Here is a 20,542-nt window from a genome sequence, read left to right as displayed (position 1 = left end):
GCGGGGGGATTTTGAAATTCATACAAAAACAGGGGAGCAGAAACCCGCAAAAATGAAACAACAGGCCTGAAATGAACAAAAATATAATACTTATGTTAATAATTAACAAATTCCATGAAAGATTAACAGGTGTTTTTGTTGAAATAGCCGTTTAAATCCGCTATAATAAATCTGTTGAATTTAGGATGGGGGAGATTTCCCAAACGTCCAAACTTTTATCAAATTCACAGGAGGGTTTTATTTCTATGAGTAAAGTCGATAAACTTGCGATTAACACGATCCGTGTTTTATCCGCAGAGGCAATCCAGAAGGCAAACAGCGGGCATCCGGGCCTGCCAATCGGCAGCGCGCCGATGGCGTATACGCTGTGGTCCAAGTATTTAAAGCATAATCCCAAAAATCCGAAATGGGATAACCGCGACCGCTTTATCCTGAGCGCTGGGCACGCGTCCATGCTGGAGTATTCACTGCTGCATATGTTTGGATACAAGGTAAGCATGGAGGATATCAAAAACTTCAGGCAGTGGGATTCCATTACGCCCGGACATCCGGAGCACGGCCTCACGGAAGGCGTAGAAGCAACCTCCGGCCCGCTTGGGCAGGGTATTGCGATGTCCGTTGGTTTTGCCATGGCGGAAGCGCACCTTGCGGCGCAGTTCAATAAGCCGGGTTATAATGTAGTAGATCATTATACATACGCGCTCACAGGCGATGGTTGCCTGCAGGAAGGCGTATCCGGAGAGGCAAGCTCGCTTGCGGGAACGCTTAAGCTGGGCAAGCTGATCGTTTTATATGACAAGAACGACATTACAATCGAAGGAAGCATCGATACGGCGTTTAACGAGGACGTGAAAAAGCGTTACAAAGCTTATGGCTGGCAGGTGCTTGAGGTTGAGGACGGAAACGAAGACATCAAGTCGATTGAACAGGCGATCGAGGAAGCAAAGGCAGAGAAAGAAAAGCCCTCCCTGATCATTGTAAAAACACAGATCGCTTACGGCTGCCCCGCAAAGCAGGGTAGCGCTTCGAGCCACGGTTCCCCGCTGGGACAGGAAAACATCGATGCGATGAAGAAATGCCTGGGATGGGATCACGCGGAGCCGTTCTTTGTTCCGGAGGAAGTGAAAAAGCATATTGCAGAGCTGCAGGAGGTTTATTCGGCTGAGGAAGCACAGTGGAACGAGCTGTTCTCCAAATACAGCAAGGAATATCCGGAGCTTGCTAAGCAGTATAAAGAATATATGGAGCCTGTTCCGGCGTCGGTATTTGACGATGATTTCTATCAGTTTGAAGATAAACCGATGGCAACAAGGGATACGTCCAACATGATCATCAACCGTCTTGCAGCCAAGCTGCCAAACCTCATGGGCGGCAGCGCGGACCTTGGCCCTGCGAATAAATCGCAGATGAAGGACAGGGAGTTCTTCTCGCCGGAAAACCGCAAAGGGACGAACGTTCACTTTGGCATCAGGGAATTTGCCATGGCTGCAATTTGCAACGGTATGGCGCTGCACGGAGGAATCGTTCCTTACTGCGCGACCTTCCTTGTATTCAGCGATTACATGAAAGGCGCTATCCGTATGTCGGCGCTCATGAAGCTGCCCGTTACATATGTCCTGTCCCACGACTCCATCGGAGTTGGCGAGGACGGCGCAACACACGAGCCAATCGAGCATCTGGCTGCGCTTCGCGCAACGCCGGGCGTATATACGTGGAGGCCGGCTGACGGTCATGAAACGGCTGCTGCATACCAGTCCGCAATGAGCGTCAATGCGCCGAGCGCAATCGCGCTTTCGCGTCAGAACCTGCCTCTCTTTAAGGAAACAGGCAAAGGCGCGCTCAAAGGCGGCTACATTTTGAAGGACGGCGGGGCAAACCCGGATGTGATCCTGATTGCAACGGGCAGCGAGGTCGAACTCGCTATGAACGCTGCGGAAGAGCTTGGAAAAGAGAACATCTCGGCGCGCGTAGTATCCATGCCCTGCGTAGAGCTGTTTGAAGAGCAGGATGCGGCATACAGGGAAAGCGTCCTCCCCAGGAGCATTCGCGCAAGGGTTGCGGTGGAAGCTGCTACATCCTTTGGCTGGGCGAAATTCGTTGGCCTCGACGGCGGTTATGTGACGATCGATCATTTTGGCGCATCTGCACCGGCAGGCGTGCTGTTTGAGAAATTCGGTTTCACAACGAAGGCTGTTGTGGATAAGGCAAAAGAAGTACTCGGAAAATAGTCCGAACGCTGTAAGGATTACGTCCCGCAGACTGAGATAAAGTTTGCGGGACGTTTTATTATGCAAAAAATATGCACATCCGGAATGTGAAAAAGTTTGCAAAGCTACTCGCGGAGTGACGATTTCCTTGCAAGGAGGGCCGCGTACCGGTATAATAATGATGGCGAATGGGACGCTGTACAAAAGGCGCAGCGGTTCATATAATATTTTTGACACAAGAAGGAGAACATGAAATGAAAAAGTTTGGTATGATCGTACTTGCGGTGGTGCTGTGCACGGTGCTGCTTGCAGGCTGCGCGGTTCCCGTTCCGGTGCCGGTGGCGGCAGAAACGCAAACGCCCTCCGCAAGCCCGAGCCCGTCGGAATCCGCAAGCGCGTCGCCCTCGCCGAGCGTATCGGCAGAGCCGTCTGCTCAGGAGAGTTTGGCTGCGGGCGAAACGGATTATATGTCGTGGACCGGCGAAGACTGGAGCGCCGCGACAGATGAGGAAAAATTGGAAGCGGCTATGGTATTGCTTGGAAAAGCGGGCGATAAGCTGGTTGGCGAAGGCTTTACAAAGCTGATGGAGCTTGCGCAATCGGATGAAAGCGCGAAAGCGGAAATCGAGGAAGGCGCAAAAGCCTTGATCACGAGCATCGACGAATTTTTTGAAATGATGCCCAGCGCAACGCTGAGCCAGCTTGTGGAAGTGATGGAAGCAGCGGTAAACAATCAGCAGGAGTAAATCAAAAATTAAGAAACGTCTCCATGAATTTGGAGGCGTTTTTTGTTTTGCAGCATTTTTTTGCCTTATATATAACATAAGGATGATTTTATTCCCCTGACGACTATTAATAAAAGGAAAGAAGGTAGGAATTTATGTTAACAACATTTAAGGCTGATGTAAAAAAGCTTCCGGGAGGACTGCAGGTGGAGGCAAATACCCGTGGATTCAAGATTTTACTGGACGAGCCGGCTGATTTGGGCGGAACGGACAAAGGGATGAATCCGGTGGAGGCTGTATTGTGCGCGCTTGGCGCGTGCCAGACAATCTGCGCGGCGGCGTTTGCAAAAAAATGCGGCGTCGATCTGGAAGATTTCCATGTGGAAGTGGAGGGAGACCTCGATCCTGACGGATTTCTCGACCTTGCCGATGTACGTAACGGGTTTCAGGAGATCAGGTTTACCATGCACTTTAAAACGAAATCCGGACAGGAAGCGGCTGAAAAGCTTGCCGATTATATCGAGAGCCATTGCCCGGTGGGAGATTGCCTTGAAAACGGCGTTAAGCTCGTGCGTGCAGGCGTAGTGGTGGAATAAGGGAAGATATAAAAAAGCGGCAGCCCGAAGACGGCTATTATAGGACAGGGAATCTAAAAGAATAGCTGTCAGGCAGGATAAATGAAAAAAGACCGATGAGCAAAATTTGTTTCATTGGTCTTTTTGCTGCGTCGGCATTGGGAATATCAGGTACAAACATTTGGCTTCCAAAATCATGCTTTCAGGCGATACAGGGTTTGATTCCTTTTGAATGATATGCGCTTACGCGTCTATGATTCAAAACTGCATGGTGGAAAGAAGCTACAACCCCTCGAATCGACCACGAAACGGCATCGGAAAAGCTGCTATATTGTTTCACCGAGGCATTCCTTTAAAAGCATGGGGATCGTATAGCTCAAATTCAGCAAAAATGCCTTTTCCGGCTGCAAGCGAACGATATCGTCCTTATAGAAGAGCTCTTTAAACTCCAAGGAGAGTTCTTCTATGGTTTTTCCGTCCCGATAGCCTTTCGTTACCTGGAGCATGATTTGTTCATTCCAGTAAAGGCTGTTTTTCATAAAATGAGCGCAATCGCCGCCTTTGATTATTCCAAGATGTGGAATGAGTATGTTCTGCGCAGAGCAGCGGGCTGCTTTTCGAATAGACTCCATGGTGATTTCATAGCCGACGAGATAGCAGGGCATGACACGGCCCGCAACAGGAACGCCCAGCGTCTCGTTTGAAATAAGCAGGTTTTCCTCCTCGCTGTAAAAAGCGATGGAGCATTTGGTGTGGCCTGGCGTTTCGATAACGCGGAACGTCATAGAGCCAAGATCGATTATGCTGTTCCCGCCCACCGTAAGATCGATGTGCAGGTTATCCGTTTGATCCACATATCCGTGTGCGCCGTAAAGCTCTGCGGCATTGTCGTTCATTTCACGGATGACTGCGCGTGCGGAGGGCTTTTCGAATATTTTCTTTGCATATGCACTGCCGACAATCACAACGTCCGGCCACTCTTCCTGCAGGTATGCGCTGCCGGAAGCATGGTCGTAATGGGAGTGCGTGAGCAATGCGTAATCGAGGGGCCGGCCTTTCAGCTCTGCCCTGATGCGGCTTACCATTGCCGGCGCGCTGAATGAAAAGCCCGAATCGATGAGCGCTGTCTTTGTTTCTGTCATGAGGAGGAACGCCTCGCCGCCCGCGGCTCCGCCTACCTGTGTAATTGTATACATGATGCCTTCTTTCTGTAGAAAAATCGCTTTTTTTATTGTAATACATTTTTACTATCCTGTCAGCAGGCTATTGTGCTAATTACAAAAATGATGTATATTTAGTGTGATTCGCTAAAACCTAAAGACAAGAAGGAACGCTAGTATGACAGAACAAAAAAAGAAGCTGCACGGCAGTTTTTCCAATTTTCCGGTGAATCCGGACGATGAAGAGCTTATAACATTCGACGTTGTCGTAAAGATCGGCTCTATGGCGCTGATCCGCAAGGAAGACAACGATATCGATTACAATATTTTTTCGCGGCTTGCGGCGGAACTGAAGCCGGGGTATATCCTCGTGTCCTCCGGAGCTACGGAAATTGGCAGGATCGACTACATGAAGCGTAACGGCGGGCGCGAGCTGAAGGGAAACCTTGCGGCAATCAAAACGGCGTACGCCGCACAGGGGCAGCCTATCCTGATGGAAATGTACCGCCAGTTTATAAAGCCGAAGTATTCGGTACGGCAGGTGCTTGTAGAGCACAGCCACTTTAACGACGAGCGCAAGGTAAACCACATCCGCAACCTGCTGTTTTCGGCGGCGAACCAAAACGCAGTGCCGATTGTGAATTATAACGACGCGGTATCCGACACGGAAAATATGCACCTTGAGCTGCTTGACCTGAAGCGTAAAACGGATAATGTGGTGGAATGCGTAGACAACGACGAAACGGCTGCGGTGATCGCGCAGCTGGTGAATGCGAAGGTGCTTGTATTGCTTACAAGCGTAGAGGGAATTTACTCGGACGCAAGCGATAAATCCACGCTGATCGAAAAGGTTTCCGGCGCGACCTATGAGGAAGTGGAAGCGCAGATCGATAAAATGATGGAAAATTGCAACGGAGCTTCGCGCCAGGGCGCAAATGGAGCGCGGGCAAAGCTGCAGTTTGCAAAGGAGCCGCTAAAAAACGGGACGACGGTGATTATCGCGCATGCGCGGCATAAGCTTTCGGATATTATCGATGGAAAGGTGAAACGCACAATATTACAAATTCAGTAAGGTGGGGAACACGATGGATTATGAAGCGTTATATGAAGCCATTTTTCACAGAAGGTCGGTGCGGAAATACGACAGTGCGCCGCTTCCGGACGAAACGATTGCGGAGCTTGCGGAGGTCATTGAAAAGCTGATTCCGCTGCGGCCGGAAATACAGACTGATATCAGGATACTTGGGCCGGGGGACATCAGGACGAACGCGCCGCACTGCATTTGCGTCTATTCTGAGAAAAAAGAAGGCTACCGCATGAATGCGGGATTTCTGGCGGAGCAGATCGACCTGTACCTGTCCTCCAAAAATATTGGAGCGTGCTGGCTTGGAACGACCAAGCCGGATAAAAACAAAGTGGCCGCGCCCGCGGGAATGGAGTGGGTGATTTCTTTGTGCTTTGGAACGCCCGCGCAGCCGATGCACCGGGAAGGCGCAGAGCAGTTCAACCGGAAGAGCCTCAATGAGATATCGTCGATTACGGACCTGTTCCATGTGCTGGAAGCCGTAAGACTGGCCCCTTCCGCCATGAATAAACAGCCATGGTATTTCAGCGGGACGGCGGAGGATGTGGTAGTGAGCCGGAAAAAGTCGCTGCTGCTGGGCAACCTGAATCAAGTGGATGTCGGCATCGCGCTTTGCTGCTTTTTCCTTGCGGTAAAGCATCAGGGCAAAAATGCTGAATTTTCCTTTGAGCCGCAGACGGTTCCGGACAAGCATATCTTTATGGCGCGGGCAAAGGTGGTCTAAGTCAAAATAACAAATATCACGGAAACATGGGGCAACGGACAGAAGCCCCGGATCAAAAGATACCGGCGCTGGAATGATATCGTTGCAGCGCCTTTTTCTATCGCTCGCAAGGGAGGCGGCCATGTTGCTACAGGAAGAAATCAAAGAATATTTGAAAACAAAGAAGGCGTTCAGCACGCACAGCCATCATTTGTCGGACGCACAGCATGAAGGAATGACGCTTGGACGTATCCTTGAAAAAAGCTATTGCGGCTGGATGGACGAGCCGCCAAAGGACGCGAAAGAAGCGCAGGTGTATATCCGTAAGAATGCGTGCAACAGCTATTTCAGATGGATGTTTGCGTCGCTCGAGGCGTTGTACGGCCTGCCCTTTACCGCGGAAAATTTCGATGGGATCGCAAGCCGGGTACGCGAAGCCCATAAAGATGGCGGCTGGCACCTGCGGGTGCTCAGGGAATGGTGCGGGTACGACAAAATTATGCTCGATTACTACGATCATCCGGGAGACAACCTCGGGCACGGCGACCTTTTTGTGCCGGTGCTGCGCTGCAACACCTTTGCGGTTGGAAATGCAAAGGGCGTATACGACCACAACGGAAACAATCCGTTTGAGTTCCTTGGGGAAGAATTCGATGATTTTGAAGCGTATATGGATGCGGTCAAAGCGAGAATGAAAAAGCATAAGGCGATCAAGCTGGCGCTTGCCTACGATTTGGATAATGAAATCCTTTGCTTTGATAAGCGGCGCGCGCTCACGGCTTTTAACAATACAGACGCGACGGCTGTGCAAAAGAAGAATTATTATGATTATATGATCTACAGGATTTGCAGGATGGCGGGAGAGCTTGGCGTAGTCGTGCAGATACATACGGGGCTCGCAAACCTCAATAAATCGTCCCCCATATACCTGAAAAGGCTGATCGACGAATGCCCGGAGGTAAGGTTTGACCTGTTCCATGGCGGATTCCCGTGGATGGACGATATGCTTGCGCTCGTGCATAATTACAAAAACGTATGGGCGGATACCTGTTGGATGCCGCTGATATCCACGGCTTCAGCCAAGCGTTTTTTACGCGATGCGCTCGAGGTGGGAGACGCTCACAGGGTGCTATGGGGCTGCGACACATGGACCTGCGAGGAAAGCTACGGCGCTGTCCTTGCGGGACGCGAAATGATATCGGGCGTGCTTGCAGATATGGTGGAGGAAAAAGCGATTTCGAAGGAGTATGCGTTTTATATTGCAGACAGGGTTTGGCATGATAACGGAATAGAATTGTTTTCGTTATAAGAAAAAGATATAAAAAAACTCCTGCAACCGCAGGAGTTTTTTCTGTTCAAATTTATTGTTTGCGGGCAAGCTTGCCGGAACAGGCTTCTGCGAACAATGCGATACCGCCGATCACAAGGTAAATACCAAAGATGATATTGATCGTGAGAACGCCTGCAAAGGGCGCGATGATGATCAGAATACCAAGTATCAGGTTGATGATGCCGCTTGCGAGAATCCAGCCGGAGCCCGGTTCGCCGGATTTCTTGAATACGCCGTAGGAGGATATCTGCGTGATACCTCCAAACAATGCAAAGAAACCGATGATGAATGCAAAGGTTTCGATCATTGCAACCTTACCGGTAATTCCAAAGGAATCGATCAGGATCAGCACGCCAAGCAACGCGAAGATAATACCGTTGGCAATCGTCCAGCCGTTCCTGTAGTCCGCGGGCGTCCTGAAATACGCAATAATTTCATATACACCGTAAACGATAAAGCCGATTGTTACAATGTACGCGAGGCCGATTGCCGAATACACCGGCTTGATGAACAGCAGCACACCAAGCACGACCATGCAGATCGAGATGATGATGCCGGACGTTTTATGCCCACCCGTAATTTTCTTTGCTACGTTGTTCAGGTCCATTCTGGACTTTGGCGGTTCGTTCTGGCCGCCGGGGTTGTTGTTTGTTTCTTCAATCATGAATAAATCCTCCTATCAATCGTTAATAAGGCAATCAAAAATATATGAATACTACACCCAGTATAGCCGATACAACATGAAATGTCTATGTAAGGCGCCGCTAAATCCCTTGATTTTGACGTGAAATGTCAAACGGAAGGGAACCGCATGCCAATAACACGTTTATATATTAAACGTGTTTTGATATGATAAAACAAATTGCTGCAAATCGGCATGCCGTTTGCGTGAACAGCTAAACGGCAGGAAACAGGGAAATTTTTGTGATATACTGGATAAAACTGAAAGCTCAGGCAAAGGAGGATAGCAACATGAAAAAGGAAGTAACCTTACCAGATGGGACAAAGGTTCCGGCACTGGGGCAGGGCACGTGGCATATGGGCGATTCGGCAGCACGGGAATCAGGCGAAATAGAGAGCCTTCGCACAGGCGTCGGGCTTGGTATGACGCTGGTCGATACGGCGGAGATGTATGGGGAAGGCGCGGCGGAACGGCTGGTGGGCAAAGCGATTGCCGGGTGCGAAAGGGATGAGTTGTTCATTACGTCAAAGGTTTATCCATGGAACGCCGGGCGGGCTGATATCTTTGCGAGCTGTGATAACAGCCTGAAAAGGATAGGTACCGGTTATCTCGACCTTTACCTGTTGCACTGGCGCGGAAGCGTCCCGCTTCGCGAAACGGTGGAGTGCATGGAAGAACTGGAGGCGCGGGGGAAGATCAGGCGCTGGGGCGTATCCAACTTTGACACGAACGATATGGAGGAGCTGTGGTCGGTGCCGGGCGGGGACCAATGCGCGGTAAACCAGGTATTGTACCACCTTGGCTCGCGGGGGATCGAGTACGACCTTTTGCCATGGCTGCGCGGGCACGGTATTCCGGTGATGGCGTATTGCCCGGTTGCGCAGGCGGGCAAGCTGCGCAGGCAGCTTTTGAATGATGCTGTACTGCGCGAAATTGCGGAAAAGCATGGCATATCAGTAATACAGCTTTTGCTGGCGTTTGTATTGTCAAAACCGCAGGTGATCGCAATCCCCAAAGCGTCGAACCCGGCCCACACCAGAGAAAACGCGCAGGCCGCGCAGATCAGCCTCAGCGGGGAAGAACTGGAACGGATTGAGCGGGCGTTCCCTGCTCCAACGCAAAAGGTTCCGCTTGACGTTGAGTAAAGGTAAGGTTATGGAAGTAAAACTGATGACAGCGGAAGAAACGGATTTGGAAGAAATTTTGGCGTTGCAGTACCTTGCGTACCGGAGCGAGGCGGAGCTTGTGGGTGACTTCTCGATCCAGCCGCTCACACAGACGATGGACGAGCTGCGGGGCGAGTTTTTAAATGGCGCGGTTATAAAGGCAGTGGCGGGAGAAAAAATCGTTGGTTCCGTGCGGGGACGCACGCAGGACGGAACGCTTTTTATCGGAAAGCTGATGGTACATCCGGACTGGCAGAACAAAGGACTTGGGAAAAAGCTGCTCGCAAGGATAGAGGAGCTTTATCCACAGTGCAGGTATGAGCTTTTTACGAGCGCGGACAGCCGGAAAAACATTGGGTTTTATGAACGGGCGGGATATGTGGAATTTGCAAAAAAGGAATTTGCGCCCGGCCTTATAATGTGCTGCCTGCACAAACAAACGTCTGAAAATAAGGAATAGAAAAAAACCTTGCGGGGATAAAAAAACGCCGTTCCGTATGGAAGGGCGTTTTTAGGTACGTCTAGTTAATTACTATATCACGATCAAAAGTATAAGTCTAGTATTTTGTTTGCAATATGGTAGGATTATATTTGCCGGCACAATCCAGGAAAAAAAGGAGAATATGATGTCTATTGATTTTGACGAAGTTGCAGGGTATTACGATGCGATGTATGTGCAACAGGAAGAATATGAAAGAGAAGCAAAGCGGGTTTTGGAGATAGCCCTGCGGTATAACAAATCCGGAAGCAACGCGCTGCTCGATATTGCCTGCGGGACGGGAGGACAAAGCGAATATCTTGCACGGGATTTTCATGTAACGGGAATTGACCTTTCCGAAGAAATGCTGCGTATAGCGCGCAGCAAGGTTCCAAAAGCGGAATTTATAAAAGCGGATATGTTTGATTTCTCGTTTGGACAAACGTTTGGATGCGTGGTAAACCTCTATGGCAGTATTGGTTTTGCCAGCAGCGCGGGGCAAATGGAAGACGGGCTCCGGTGCGTATATCGCTGCCTCAAACCGGGCGGGGTATTTCTGCTGACGCCATGGGGAACCGGGGAAACCTTTCGTGAGGGAACCATAGCGCAGAGCGGCGAATGCGGCGCGATAAAGTTTTGCCGTATGGAAAGCGTAAAAAGGGAAACAAAACGAAGCGTTTTAGTGGATATGTACCATCTGATCGCAAAGGACGGGGAGATCAGGGAATTCCACAATACGCAGCATATTACGCTTTTTGCGGAAACGGAATACATCCGGGCAATTAAAAACGCCGGATTTACAATCCGTGAACGCCTGGCGGAAGAGAAGTTTCGCATGGGCGCGTTTGTGTGCACAAAGTAAAAAGCATAGGCAAAAAAAGCCATCCCATTGGGATGGCTTTTTTGACGTCTTATGTTTAGTCGTCATAACCTCTTCTGAAGTTATTTCTCTGCTGCTTTCTTGCTTTTCTGCAAGCCGGGCACCTGACCGGATCGTTTTCGAATCCTTTTTCTTTGTAGAAATCCTGTTCGCCTTCTGTGAAAACAAATTCGTTGCCGCAATCTTTACAAGTTAACGTTCTGTCTGCCATGGTAATAGCATCCTCCTAAAAATTTTTGGGAAAAGAGACCGGCTTAAAAATTTCCCCCAAAAATCTTTCGAAGGCAAGTTTTAAAATTTGGTTCTTTTTCTGATTGTATTTTAGCACAGAAAATGCGGAAATGACAATAAAAATCAGTTTTTTCTGTGAAAATATTTTTCTGTGTCAAAAATTTGTGTTATAATAAAAATAATATATCATGGGTATATGTTATTTTTTATAGAGCAAAGAAGCCTCCAAAGCCTGAAAAAGCCTTTACCCATGCAGGTTTGGAGCAGAAAGATAAAGATTGGTTATGACGGTTACGAGACAGAATATTATGGTCAACATCCGTGGCACGCAAGCGGACGAGCAGGACAGTAATACGATGGAGCTTTATACCGAAGGAATGCTGACGCATTCGGACGGAAAATATATCATAGAGTACGACGAAAGCGAGCTTTCGGGTATGGGAAACACCAAAACACTGCTTACGGTGGAAGGCGAGAGGGTGCAGCTTAAGCGCACCGGCCCCGTAGAAACGGAGTTTGTGTTTTTGAAAAGCCGCGTTTTTGAGACAGCGTATGAAACGCCGTTTGGCATGATGCAGATGTCGGTGCTGCCCACGCAGATATTGAGCGACGTATCGGAAGAGAGCGGAAAGATTGACCTTGAGTATGTGATCCGTATCGGCGACCAGCAGGCGGTCAACAAGCTGAATATCAATTACAAAAAAATACCGAAGGCATAAAGTTGCCGCGGATAAATTTTTCAGGAGTTTGAGGTAGCCAAGGAGGATTGATACAATGTTGATGGAATGGATTGGACATTCGTGCTTTTATCTTACAACAAAGGATGGGAAAACGATTATCATCGATCCGTATGACAATACGATCGGACTGAAAGTCGCAACAAAACCCGCAGATATTGTCCTGATTACGCACGATCATTTTGATCACCGCAATCAGGAGTATATTGACGCGCTTCCCAAAGAAAGCACGGTGATTGAAAAAGAGGGAAGCTATGAGGTGGATGGCGTGAAAATTACGGGGATTCCTGTGTTTCACGACGAAGAGCAGGGAAAGCAGCGCGGTATCGTGATCACCTATGTGATAGAAACGGACGGAATGAGGCTGCTTCACATGGGCGATGTTGGCGCAATGCCGGAGCCTGCATATTTTGAAAAAATTGGCAAGATCGATATCCTGATGATCCCGGTGGGAGGTTTTTACACTGTGGATGCAAAGGGAGCGCTTAACATTATGGATATTATTCATGCGAATATCACCATCCCAATGCACTATTTGACCGGTACGCTCAATATGACCGAACTTGCGAGCGCGCATGATTTTCTGGCGCGTGCGTCAAGCAGGGAATACGACGTTTCGCGCCTTGGGGGCGGGGTATTTGACATTACGGCAGATAACCTCAAAAAACGCAACAGGATTGTTGTGATGGAGTGCACAAGCTGCTAATATTTTTATGCGGCAAACGGGCACGGCGATTTGTTAATATGCTGTTCAAGAGGATTTTTTAAGGATGCGCATCTGCGGGCATGGGCTGGCAGGTGCGTATCGTTTTGTTTAAGTATGTGGGTAAGCACGTGGGAAGGAAGAGGTTCAATGAGGAGGCTTTACAATGAAAACCGGGTTTGATAACGAGCTATACATCAAGAAGCAGACAGAAAAGATTTTGGAGCGCATCGAGCTTTTCAAGGGCAAGCTGTACCTTGAGTTTGGAGGCAAGCTGTTTGACGATTACCATGCGTCGCGCGTGCTGCCCGGATTTGACGTAAACGGAAAGGCAAAGCTGCTGCAAAGCCTTAAGGATCAGGCGGAGATCATTTTTTGCATCAATGCGGGGGATATTGAAAAAAACAAAATCCGTGCCGACCTTGGGATTACCTATGACCTTGACGTTTTGAGGCTGATTGATAACCTGCGTGGCATGGGGCTTTTGATTGGCAGCGTCGTAATCACGCAGTATACCGAGCAGCAGGCGGCGGATATGTTCCGGCAAAAGCTGGAACGGCGCGGTGTTAAAACGTATATCCATAAACACACAAAGGGATATCCATCGGAAATCGAGCTGATTGTGAGCGACGAGGGGTATGGCATGAATCCGTATATCGAGACGACGCGCCCGCTTGTTGTGGTGACCGCGCCCGGACCGGGCAGCGGTAAACTGGCAACCTGCCTTTCACAGCTTTATCATGAGTACAAAAAGGGCACAAAAGCCGGCTATGCAAAGTTTGAGACCTTCCCAATCTGGAACCTTCCGCTGAAGCATCCGGTGAATATGGCCTATGAGGCGGCGACCTCCGACCTCAACGACGTGAATATGATCGATCCGTTCCATTTGGAAGCTTATGGCAAAACGGCGGTCAACTATAACCGCGATATTGACGCGTTTCCGATTGTAAAAACAATCCTCGCGAAAATAACCGGCAATAAGGATTATTACCAGTCGCCAACCGATATGGGCGTGAACATGGCGGGCTATGCAATCACAGACGACGCAGTGTGCCGTGAGGCCGCATGTCAGGAAGTGATCCGCCGTTATTACAACGCGCAGTGCGATTTTAAAAAGGGACTGATTTCGCCGGACGCGCTGCAAAAAAACCTGATGCTGATGAAGCAGCTTGAGCTTGAGCCGGATCACCGCGCGGTGGTTGGGCCGGCGCTCAGGAAATCGGAAAAAGAAGGCGTGCCTGCCGCGGCAATCCAAATGCAGGACGGCACCATTGTGACCGGAAAAACGACGGAGCTGATGAACAACATTTCCAGTATGGTACTCAATGCGGTCAAGCAGCTTGGCAATATTGCGGATGAAATTCGCCTGATTGCTCCAATGGTACTGGAGCCGATCCTGAAACTCAAGAGCTCTGCGTTGCAGGAGCTTGATCCGATCCTGAACATTGAAGATGTGCTGATCGCGCTTTCCATCAGTGCGGCGATGAACCCCATGGCAGAGGTGGGGATGGAGAAGCTGAAGGAGCTTGCAGGCTGCGAGGTGCACTCTACGTGCATGCTGACGCAGGTGGACGAATCCATATTAAAAAAGCTCAACATCAACCTGACGTGCGAGCCGGCCTATCCGTCCAAGGATTTATATTACGTATAAATAGAAGCAAATGAAAAGCGACGGCAATTTTGCCGTCGCTTTTTTGTCGGTTCCCGTCAGGCCTGAACCTGAGGTTCCGGCGTCTCGTCATCTTTATCTTTGCGCTTTTTGACGCTGAATATTGTGAAAATAGCCTGTACGAATGCGATCACTATCATCAGGAGCGTCCACTGGTCTGCGAAAATCATCGGATTGTTCATGTTTTCCGTCAGGATAAACGCTATGATGCCGCCAATTCCGGGCAGAATGCTGAGAACACGGAAAATTCCCTTTCGTTTCAGCTTCCCGTTTTCATCCTGCTGGTCATTTTCATCCTCCTTCTTTTTCTTCTTTCCAAAGAAGTAGCCGATCAGGAGGACGAGCATAACGACTGCCGTCGCGATTGCAAGAATCAGATTCAGCAATGCCCACGATCCGCTAAGCCCGCCTGCAAGCGGCGTCTGGTTTTCGGGGATGGTTTCCGCTGGCTGGCTGGTATCGTTTGTACCTGTGCCTGCAAGCGGCGTTTGATTATCCGGGATGGTTGTGCTTTCAGGCTGCGCTTCTGCCGATGCAACAGGATTTGCCGCTGCCGCTACAGGCGCTGCCGCATCCGGCGCTGCAGGAACAACCGGTGCGCCGGGGCCAACCGGGGGCTGCGACTCTGTTGTCCCGGGGATTAATTCCGGCGCAGGCGTAGGTTCCGGTGTGGGCGTAGGCTCTGGTGTAGGCGTAGGCTCCGGCGTGGGTGTAGGGAGCGGATTCGCGTCCGTAAACCGTATCTCGTCGTAGTTTTTCATTTGCCCGTTTTCTACAACAAACAACATGCCTCTATTGCTTAAATCCGAAAGGTCAAACGGATAATCCGTAAATTTTCCGTCATACTGTCCGTCGCTGTTTTTGATATAGTATGCGCCGTCAGGAAGCTGAAGCGCAAAAGAATGGAAGGTATGGAATACCTGCTCTGTTTTTGGTTCGCCGTTTTCCCATATTGTTTTCCCGTTTTCGTCTTTAACGATTCTGTTCTCTACAAATACAGGCAAGGTAATGGTATCGATTATTTCGCCGTTTTCATTTACAATGTCGAGCGAAACCTCGGTACCGAGGGGAAGAGCCGTTGTATCATCGACTTTTCCTGATGCGCTGATACCGTCAAACCTGCCGTTGAGCATATTTTCGACGGCTGACAGATCGCTTGCGGAAACGTCGATGGCCCATTTTTGGGTTCCGTCTGAAAAAGCATATACCTTAGCGCCTTCCTTGACAATAACCGTACCGCCTGATTTTGAATAACTGCCGCCGCCCACGCCTGCGGCGCCCGCTCCCGCGACTGCCGTAACGGATGCGTCCATTCCAATTTCAATCGTGCCGAATGTTCCCCTTGCGCCGCTGCCAATGCCTGCGCCGCCTGAACCGCCAGTGGAATTGACCTTGCCGCCGCTGATCGTGATGATACCCGCAACGCCGTCCGAACCGCTGCCGATACCTGCCGCGTTATTGCCGCCGATTGCACTGATAACGCCGTTTAAGATTGCGATCGTTCCACTGCCCTGTTTTGCACCGCCGCCGATGCCTGCGCCGCCCTCGCCGCCAGTCGCGCGTATGGTTGCGGAACCTTTGATGGTGATGGTACCGCCGGTACCGTCGCTGCTTCCTCTTGCGCCGCTGCCAATCCCTGCGCCACCGCCTGCACCGTTTGAATTCCCTCCGTTTGCGGTGATATCGCCGCCAGTGATCGTTACCTTATTGGTATCGCCCCAGTTGTAGAGGCCGCCGCCAATACCCGCGCTGCCATTACCGCCCTGCGCGTTGACTTTGCCGCCGTTGACCGTTACATCCCCTGTCCTCTGGAAACCGCCGCCAATGCCCGCGCCCTGAAGGCCGCCGGTTGCATTTACCGTTCCATTGTTGATGACGACAGTACCGCCGTTGCCTGTTTCTCTGTTATATCCGTTGGAGCCGCCGCCGATGCCTGCGCTGCCGCCCTGGCCCTGTGCGGTGATATTTCCGCCGTCGATGGTAACCGTGCCGCCATGGCCGCTTGCGCCGCCGCCAATGCCCGCGCCTACCGCCGCCGTTGCCCTGCACATATCCGCCGCCAGTTGCGTTAACCGTACCTTCTTCAATCGTGATGTCGCCGGCGTTTTGGCTGTTGCCGCTGCCAATCCCGGCTGCATCCTGCCCGCCATTCGCCGTCAGGCTGCCGTCGCCTTTGATTGTGACGCTGTCTCCATCCTCCACTTCGACGCCTGCGGCATTCTTTCCGCCGGTCACTTTGTTTTCGGAGCCTTCCGCGAGGTTCAGTTCTGCGTCGCCTTCCACCTTGATACCGGCCTGTCCGTCTTTTGCTTCTACATTGACGCCGTCGAGCGTTACCTGCGCTTTGTTGTCTTCGTCACCCTTTACGGTAAGCGTATGATCTGTTGGGACTTCGTTGTCATGCTGCTTGATCACAACCTCTGTATCGTCCCACTGTGTCGTATTATTCTGGGTTACGTTATGTCCGCCCTCACCGGCTTCAACGCTGATGTCTCCGTCGTCGAGATACCAGTCGGCGGCGAAGGCAACGCCGCTAAATCCGAATACCATAACAACAATGATACCGAGAGATAAAATTCTCAGACGTAATTTTTTCCCGTTCCTATTTCTTTTTTGGTTTCTGAGTTTCAATATTTATTCCACCTCATTTGAATTTTCTATATATCCATTCTATTCCGCACCGGTCACAAAACCGGTAATAAAAAGCATGTTTTGCAGATCTTTTTTGCTTGTGTATTATATTTTCAGGATAAAATCGAATGTGATACCATCTGTATCAAGGTACAAAAAAACCGCATTTGCGGTTTTGTATGCAGGGTATTTGTTTGTTGCTGCCTGGAATGCAGCGAAGCGTCCCGGTAAGCGCAAAGGACTTATCAGGACTTTGCTTTATCCGGCAAGACCTTTTTGGAAAGCCGCGGGTAGAGGAATACAAAAAACAGCCCGAGCGCAATCAGGATAAGGCTGATCCACTGGGAAATGGAGAATTCCCCATAGATGCCCCTGTATGCGTCGTAGCGGAAAAATTCGAGAATAAAACGGATGATTCCATAGCCGATCAGGTAGATCGAAAGAATCCTTCCGGGCGCGCGTTTTTTCCTGCCGTAACAGACCATAAAGAGAAACAGGCCGAATACGCATACGGCCTCGATCAACTGCACAGGAAGAAGGCGTACATCGTGCGGCGCAAATGGAGAGGCGTTGAAATAAAAACCAAACGTATCATTTGGAAGGCCGTAGCAGCAGCCTGCAAACAGGCAGCCAACCCGCCCGAGGGCGTGGGCAAGGGGAACGGAAGGAAGCACCGTATCGAGCATCGACCATGCGGGAACCCTGACGACTTTTGCGGCGAGCAGCAAAAACAGTATGCCGCCGATAAAACCGCCGTAATACACAAGCCCCGCTTCGCTGAAATATTGAAGGAACGTATAGCCCGTAGTCCGTGCGAGCTCCAAAAATTGCGGAAATCCCTGCGCCATATAGAAAAACTTTCCGCCAAGCATTGCGCCCGCGGCGGTAAGTACAAGGCAGGCGATGACATCGTCAGCCCGCATGCCATTAATCTTTCGGCGGAAAAGCGCCACGGCGACGCCAAGGGCAAAGCCGATTATGATCATAACGGCATAGGTGGAAATGGGCTGGCCAAAAAGTTCTATCATAGGGTGCATATCATTATTACCTCATTACCGCCCCTGCATCCGGCAGGAGCGGCCGTATCCGGGAAAATATTATTTGCGCGCGAGCGCGCAGTGTCAGGATAAAAAAACAGACAAACCGTGAAAGGCTTGCCTGTTAATTTCCAGAATGCGCTTAGGAAAGCATTCCTGCTGCTGCCATACCACCAATGATCATGCCTGCGCAAGCAAGTGCAACGATGACCAGGATGACGGAAAGGATCAGGCCGATCAAAGAAAGAACGAAGCCTGCCGTCGCCATGCCGTTGGGGTTCTGCTTCTTTGCTTTGGAAGCAAGAATGAGACCAACGATACCGCAGATAAGGCCAACCCATACGAATACGAATGCGAAGATGACCGAAACGATACCGAGTACAAGCGATACGATTGCGAGTGTGTTGTTGTTGTTTTCCATAATGATACCTCCGTGATATATATTTTATTATGGTATATAGTTCCAGAAAAAAACAGGAAATTACTCCTTCTTCTTTCCAAGTATATTATATAAGTAAAACCCTGTAAAAGTCAAATCGATTCATCGAAAAAACACGTAAAATATGAACTTTTAGTGAAATTTTTGTTTCAGTTGTGGCAAAGCAGTATATTATGTATATATTCGAATAAAAAAAGTTGATTTTCATTGACAAAACTGCTGTTTTTGAGCATAATAAAGGAAGACAGATAGTGGAAATTTATTCAGACGGAGATCCGGCCGTCTTTCTTGCGAATGTATTTTTGTCACTTTCTTCCTTTTTTTCAATTATTTGATTAATAGTTTGTTAAAATTTTTCATATTTTTATCATATTTAAGGAGCGTATTTTTGTGGATACCAGTTTACTAGAATCGAAAAGCTTAGCTGATCTGCGGGAGATTGCAAAATTAGCTGGCGTGAAGTCCCCAACCAAGTACAAAAAAGCCGATTTGCTCGGGAAATTGCTTGAGCTGGAGCAGGATGAGCCGGAGGAAACGCCGCAGGCAGAAGAACTGATGCAGGCCGTGGCGCCGGAAGTGGTCATTGAGGCTCCGGCGGAACCTGAAAAGGTTGTGGAAAAGCGCAGGCGTACTGCGCGTTCCCCCAAAGTGGAAGCGCCGGTGGAAGAGCAAACGCAGCCGGTACCATCGGAAAAACCTGAAATGCAGGATTTGAGCGACGACGGACAGGATGAGGAAGAACAGCATCATGATTCCCGCCGCCGCAGGATTATTGAATATGTGCCGAACAACGATGCAGTCAATGAAATCCTGAATACCGGCGAATGCAAGGAAGCAAACGGCATCCTGGAGGTGCATTCGGAGGGGTATGGTTTTTTGCGCAGCGAAAATTACCTGCCCGGCACAAAGGACGTATACGTTTCCCAGGCCCAGATCAGGAAATTCAACCTGAAAACAGGCGATAAGGTGTATGGGAAGACGCGTCCGTCCAAGGACGGAGAGCGTTTGCTCGCGTTGCTGTATATTGAAACTGTGAATGGCGAGCCGGTAGAGAACTGCCAGACGCGCAGGCCGTTTGAGGAATTGACTCCAATCTATCCTGAGGAGCGGTTTACGCTCGAGAACGTGCGTGCGTCGCGCGACCTTGCAATCAGGATGATAGACCTGATATCGCCGATCGGTAAAGGGCAGCGCGGGCTTATTGTCGCACCGCCAAAGGCAGGTAAAACGATCCTGCTGAAAAAGATCGCAAACAGCATTACAACAAATTACCCTGAGGTGGAGCTTCTTGTTCTGCTCATCGATGAGCGTCCGGAGGAAGTGACGGATATGCAAAGGTCGATTGCAGGGGAAGTCGTTTACTCGACATTTGATGAAAAGCCTGAAAACCATGCGCGCGTTTCGGATATGGTGATCGAGCGTGCAAAGCGGCTGGTAGAGCATGGGCGCGACGTTGTGATCCTGCTCGACAGCCTTACGCGCCTTGGACGCGCATACAACCTGATTGTCCCGCCTTCCGGCAGGACGCTGTCCGGCGGTCTTGATCCCGCTTCGCTGTATAAGCCCAAACGGTTTTTCGGTGCGGCGAGGAATATTGAAGGCGGCGGATCGCTGACCATCATTGCAACGGCCCTTGTAGAGACGGGCTCGCGCATGGATGAGATCATTTATGAAGAATTTAAAGGGACTGGCAACATGGAAATCCACCTTGACCGCAAGCTTTCGGAAAAACGTATTTTTCCTGCGGTGGACCTTGCGAAATCCGGTACGCGGCGTGAGGACCTGCTGTTGTCCCAGAAGGAGCTCGAGGGTACGTGGGCGCTCAGGAAGGCCCTTTCCTCCGGCAATACGACAGAGGTTACGGAGCAGCTGATCGGTATGATCGTGCGTACGCAGACAAACGAAGAGTTTTTGGCGAGGCTGCACGAGTGGTTCCGTATCTGGGAAAAGGAAGGCTATAACTCGCGTTCGGGAAACAGCAGGTATTAAGCCGCCTTGGATGGGAAGCAAAAGGGCGAATAACCGTATTCCTGCTTGTAATCGGTACGCAGGTATTCTCTATGGAAACGGATGGCAGGAGGAAGAAAACCTTCTGCCATTTTTAC

At 50.0% G+C, this 20,542-nt stretch carries 20 protein-coding genes; 13 read left to right on the top strand and 7 right to left on the bottom strand.

Features of this window, described 5'->3' with window-relative positions; translation table 11 throughout:
* Window positions 1-245 precede the first annotated feature (245 nt).
* The 3 genes from tkt to ACS5WU_RS08035 all read left to right on the top strand — a co-directional run bounded on the left by tkt (window position 246) and on the right by ACS5WU_RS08035 (window position 3,528).
* A complete protein-coding gene (tkt, locus tag ACS5WU_RS08045; RefSeq protein ID WP_302761200.1) occupies window positions 246-2,228 on the top strand; it encodes a transketolase in 1,983 nt (660 codons plus the stop codon).
* Window positions 2,229-2,461: 233 nt separating this feature from the next.
* Window positions 2,462-2,953: a hypothetical protein gene (locus tag ACS5WU_RS08040; RefSeq protein ID WP_302761202.1), complete on the top strand. Its 492-nt coding sequence runs from the start codon at window positions 2,462-2,464 to the stop codon at window positions 2,951-2,953.
* 134 nt (window positions 2,954-3,087) lie between these two features.
* A complete protein-coding gene (locus tag ACS5WU_RS08035) occupies window positions 3,088-3,528 on the top strand; it encodes an OsmC family protein (protein WP_046443267.1) in 441 nt (146 codons plus the stop codon).
* Between the two features lie 305 nt (window positions 3,529-3,833).
* Here ACS5WU_RS08035 and ACS5WU_RS08030 read toward each other — a convergent pair whose 3' ends face one another.
* Window positions 3,834-4,703, bottom strand: a complete 870-nt coding sequence (locus tag ACS5WU_RS08030; protein ID WP_302761204.1) for an MBL fold metallo-hydrolase — start codon at window positions 4,701-4,703, stop codon at window positions 3,834-3,836.
* A gap of 142 nt (window positions 4,704-4,845) precedes the next feature.
* Between ACS5WU_RS08030 and ACS5WU_RS08025 the strand changes: the two genes are divergently transcribed.
* The 3 genes from ACS5WU_RS08025 to ACS5WU_RS08015 all read left to right on the top strand — a co-directional run bounded on the left by ACS5WU_RS08025 (window position 4,846) and on the right by ACS5WU_RS08015 (window position 7,763).
* Window positions 4,846-5,739: an amino acid kinase family protein gene (locus tag ACS5WU_RS08025; RefSeq protein WP_235811557.1), complete on the top strand. Its 894-nt coding sequence runs from the start codon at window positions 4,846-4,848 to the stop codon at window positions 5,737-5,739.
* A 13-nt stretch (window positions 5,740-5,752) separates the two neighbouring features.
* Window positions 5,753-6,475: a nitroreductase family protein gene (locus tag ACS5WU_RS08020; RefSeq protein ID WP_302761206.1), complete on the top strand. Its 723-nt coding sequence runs from the start codon at window positions 5,753-5,755 to the stop codon at window positions 6,473-6,475.
* 121 nt (window positions 6,476-6,596) lie between these two features.
* A complete protein-coding gene (locus ACS5WU_RS08015; protein WP_302761208.1) occupies window positions 6,597-7,763 on the top strand; it encodes an amidohydrolase family protein in 1,167 nt (388 codons plus the stop codon).
* 52 nt (window positions 7,764-7,815) lie between these two features.
* On the opposite strand, the gene ACS5WU_RS08010 is transcribed toward ACS5WU_RS08015, so the two are convergent.
* Entirely contained in the window at window positions 7,816-8,448 is a 633-nt protein-coding gene (locus ACS5WU_RS08010) for an HdeD family acid-resistance protein (protein ID WP_046443263.1), read from the bottom strand.
* A gap of 308 nt (window positions 8,449-8,756) precedes the next feature.
* Between ACS5WU_RS08010 and ACS5WU_RS08005 the strand changes: the two genes are divergently transcribed.
* The 3 genes from ACS5WU_RS08005 (at window position 8,757) to ACS5WU_RS07995 (ending at window position 10,972) form a co-directional block, all read left to right on the top strand.
* Window positions 8,757-9,611 (top strand): aldo/keto reductase, encoded by an 855-nt coding sequence (locus ACS5WU_RS08005; protein WP_465089083.1) that lies wholly within the window; start codon window positions 8,757-8,759, stop codon window positions 9,609-9,611.
* Window positions 9,604-10,092: a GNAT family N-acetyltransferase gene (locus tag ACS5WU_RS08000; RefSeq protein WP_465089082.1), complete on the top strand. Its 489-nt coding sequence runs from the start codon at window positions 9,604-9,606 to the stop codon at window positions 10,090-10,092. Before ACS5WU_RS08005 ends, ACS5WU_RS08000 begins: the two co-directional genes overlap by 8 nt.
* A gap of 166 nt (window positions 10,093-10,258) precedes the next feature.
* Window positions 10,259-10,972, top strand: a complete 714-nt coding sequence (locus ACS5WU_RS07995) for a class I SAM-dependent DNA methyltransferase (protein WP_046443260.1) — start codon at window positions 10,259-10,261, stop codon at window positions 10,970-10,972.
* Window positions 10,973-11,027: 55 nt separating this feature from the next.
* On the opposite strand, the gene ACS5WU_RS07990 is transcribed toward ACS5WU_RS07995, so the two are convergent.
* On the bottom strand, window positions 11,028-11,201 hold the full coding sequence (locus ACS5WU_RS07990) for a zinc-ribbon domain-containing protein (RefSeq protein ID WP_046443259.1): 174 nt from the start codon (window positions 11,199-11,201) through the stop codon (window positions 11,028-11,030).
* Window positions 11,202-11,505: 304 nt separating this feature from the next.
* On the opposite strand from ACS5WU_RS07990, the gene ACS5WU_RS07985 reads away from it, so the two are divergent.
* From ACS5WU_RS07985 to ACS5WU_RS07975, 3 genes are all read left to right on the top strand, one after another.
* Window positions 11,506-11,940, top strand: coding sequence for a YwiB family protein (locus ACS5WU_RS07985; RefSeq protein WP_082103439.1), 435 nt, complete (start codon window positions 11,506-11,508; stop codon window positions 11,938-11,940).
* Window positions 11,941-11,995: 55 nt separating this feature from the next.
* Window positions 11,996-12,664, top strand: a complete 669-nt coding sequence (locus ACS5WU_RS07980) for an MBL fold metallo-hydrolase (RefSeq protein ID WP_052740431.1) — start codon at window positions 11,996-11,998, stop codon at window positions 12,662-12,664.
* Between the two features lie 163 nt (window positions 12,665-12,827).
* Entirely contained in the window at window positions 12,828-14,312 is a 1,485-nt protein-coding gene (locus ACS5WU_RS07975; RefSeq protein WP_059108787.1) for a DUF1846 domain-containing protein, read from the top strand.
* Between the two features lie 56 nt (window positions 14,313-14,368).
* Here the strand turns inward: ACS5WU_RS07975 and ACS5WU_RS07970 are convergent, their stop codons facing one another.
* The 4 genes from ACS5WU_RS07970 to ACS5WU_RS07955 all read right to left on the bottom strand — a co-directional run bounded on the left by ACS5WU_RS07970 (window position 14,369) and on the right by ACS5WU_RS07955 (window position 18,419).
* Complete coding sequence (locus ACS5WU_RS07970; RefSeq protein ID WP_465089106.1) at window positions 14,369-16,294, bottom strand: FILTED domain-containing surface protein; 1,926 nt, start codon at window positions 16,292-16,294, stop codon at window positions 14,369-14,371.
* Window positions 16,236-16,880: a hypothetical protein gene (locus tag ACS5WU_RS07965; protein ID WP_465089081.1), complete on the bottom strand. Its 645-nt coding sequence runs from the start codon at window positions 16,878-16,880 to the stop codon at window positions 16,236-16,238. The genes ACS5WU_RS07970 and ACS5WU_RS07965 overlap by 59 nt, the downstream gene beginning before the upstream one ends.
* 326 nt (window positions 16,881-17,206) lie before the next feature.
* On the bottom strand, window positions 17,207-17,989 hold the full coding sequence (locus tag ACS5WU_RS07960) for a prolipoprotein diacylglyceryl transferase (protein ID WP_302761449.1): 783 nt from the start codon (window positions 17,987-17,989) through the stop codon (window positions 17,207-17,209).
* A gap of 151 nt (window positions 17,990-18,140) precedes the next feature.
* A complete protein-coding gene (locus tag ACS5WU_RS07955) occupies window positions 18,141-18,419 on the bottom strand; it encodes a DUF4190 domain-containing protein (protein WP_046443255.1) in 279 nt (92 codons plus the stop codon).
* A 408-nt stretch (window positions 18,420-18,827) separates the two neighbouring features.
* Between ACS5WU_RS07955 and rho the strand changes: the two genes are divergently transcribed.
* Window positions 18,828-20,426, top strand: a complete 1,599-nt coding sequence (rho, locus tag ACS5WU_RS07950; RefSeq protein ID WP_465089080.1) for a transcription termination factor Rho — start codon at window positions 18,828-18,830, stop codon at window positions 20,424-20,426.
* Window positions 20,427-20,542: the final 116 nt, after the last annotated feature.

This window comes from Christensenella sp. KGMB01412 (assembly GCF_055522415.1).
Note: the sequence above shows the minus strand (reverse complement) of the source record. Positions and strands in the feature narration are given on the sequence as shown.

Excerpts from the sequence above, each read along its gene's own strand:
- tkt (WP_302761200.1), top strand. The coding sequence starts at position 246 with ATGAGTAAAGTCGATAAACTTGCGATTAACACGATCCGTGTTTTATCC.
- ACS5WU_RS08040 (WP_302761202.1), top strand. The coding sequence starts at position 2,462 with ATGAAAAAGTTTGGTATGATCGTACTTGCGGTGGTGCTGTGCACGGTG.
- ACS5WU_RS08035 (WP_046443267.1), top strand. The coding sequence starts at position 3,088 with ATGTTAACAACATTTAAGGCTGATGTAAAAAAGCTTCCGGGAGGACTG.
- ACS5WU_RS08030 (WP_302761204.1), bottom strand. The coding sequence starts at position 4,703 with ATGTATACAATTACACAGGTAGGCGGAGCCGCGGGCGGCGAGGCGTTC.
- ACS5WU_RS08025 (WP_235811557.1), top strand. The coding sequence starts at position 4,846 with ATGACAGAACAAAAAAAGAAGCTGCACGGCAGTTTTTCCAATTTTCCG.
- ACS5WU_RS08020 (WP_302761206.1), top strand. The coding sequence starts at position 5,753 with ATGGATTATGAAGCGTTATATGAAGCCATTTTTCACAGAAGGTCGGTG.
- ACS5WU_RS08015 (WP_302761208.1), top strand. The coding sequence starts at position 6,597 with ATGTTGCTACAGGAAGAAATCAAAGAATATTTGAAAACAAAGAAGGCG.
- ACS5WU_RS08010 (WP_046443263.1), bottom strand. The coding sequence starts at position 8,448 with ATGATTGAAGAAACAAACAACAACCCCGGCGGCCAGAACGAACCGCCA.
- ACS5WU_RS08005 (WP_465089083.1), top strand. The coding sequence starts at position 8,757 with ATGAAAAAGGAAGTAACCTTACCAGATGGGACAAAGGTTCCGGCACTG.
- ACS5WU_RS07995 (WP_046443260.1), top strand. The coding sequence starts at position 10,259 with ATGTCTATTGATTTTGACGAAGTTGCAGGGTATTACGATGCGATGTAT.
- ACS5WU_RS07990 (WP_046443259.1), bottom strand. The coding sequence starts at position 11,201 with ATGGCAGACAGAACGTTAACTTGTAAAGATTGCGGCAACGAATTTGTT.
- ACS5WU_RS07985 (WP_082103439.1), top strand. The coding sequence starts at position 11,506 with ATGACGGTTACGAGACAGAATATTATGGTCAACATCCGTGGCACGCAA.
- ACS5WU_RS07980 (WP_052740431.1), top strand. The coding sequence starts at position 11,996 with ATGTTGATGGAATGGATTGGACATTCGTGCTTTTATCTTACAACAAAG.
- ACS5WU_RS07975 (WP_059108787.1), top strand. The coding sequence starts at position 12,828 with ATGAAAACCGGGTTTGATAACGAGCTATACATCAAGAAGCAGACAGAA.
- ACS5WU_RS07965 (WP_465089081.1), bottom strand. The coding sequence starts at position 16,880 with ATGGTATTCGGATTTAGCGGCGTTGCCTTCGCCGCCGACTGGTATCTC.
- ACS5WU_RS07960 (WP_302761449.1), bottom strand. The coding sequence starts at position 17,989 with ATGATAGAACTTTTTGGCCAGCCCATTTCCACCTATGCCGTTATGATC.
- ACS5WU_RS07955 (WP_046443255.1), bottom strand. The coding sequence starts at position 18,419 with ATGGAAAACAACAACAACACACTCGCAATCGTATCGCTTGTACTCGGT.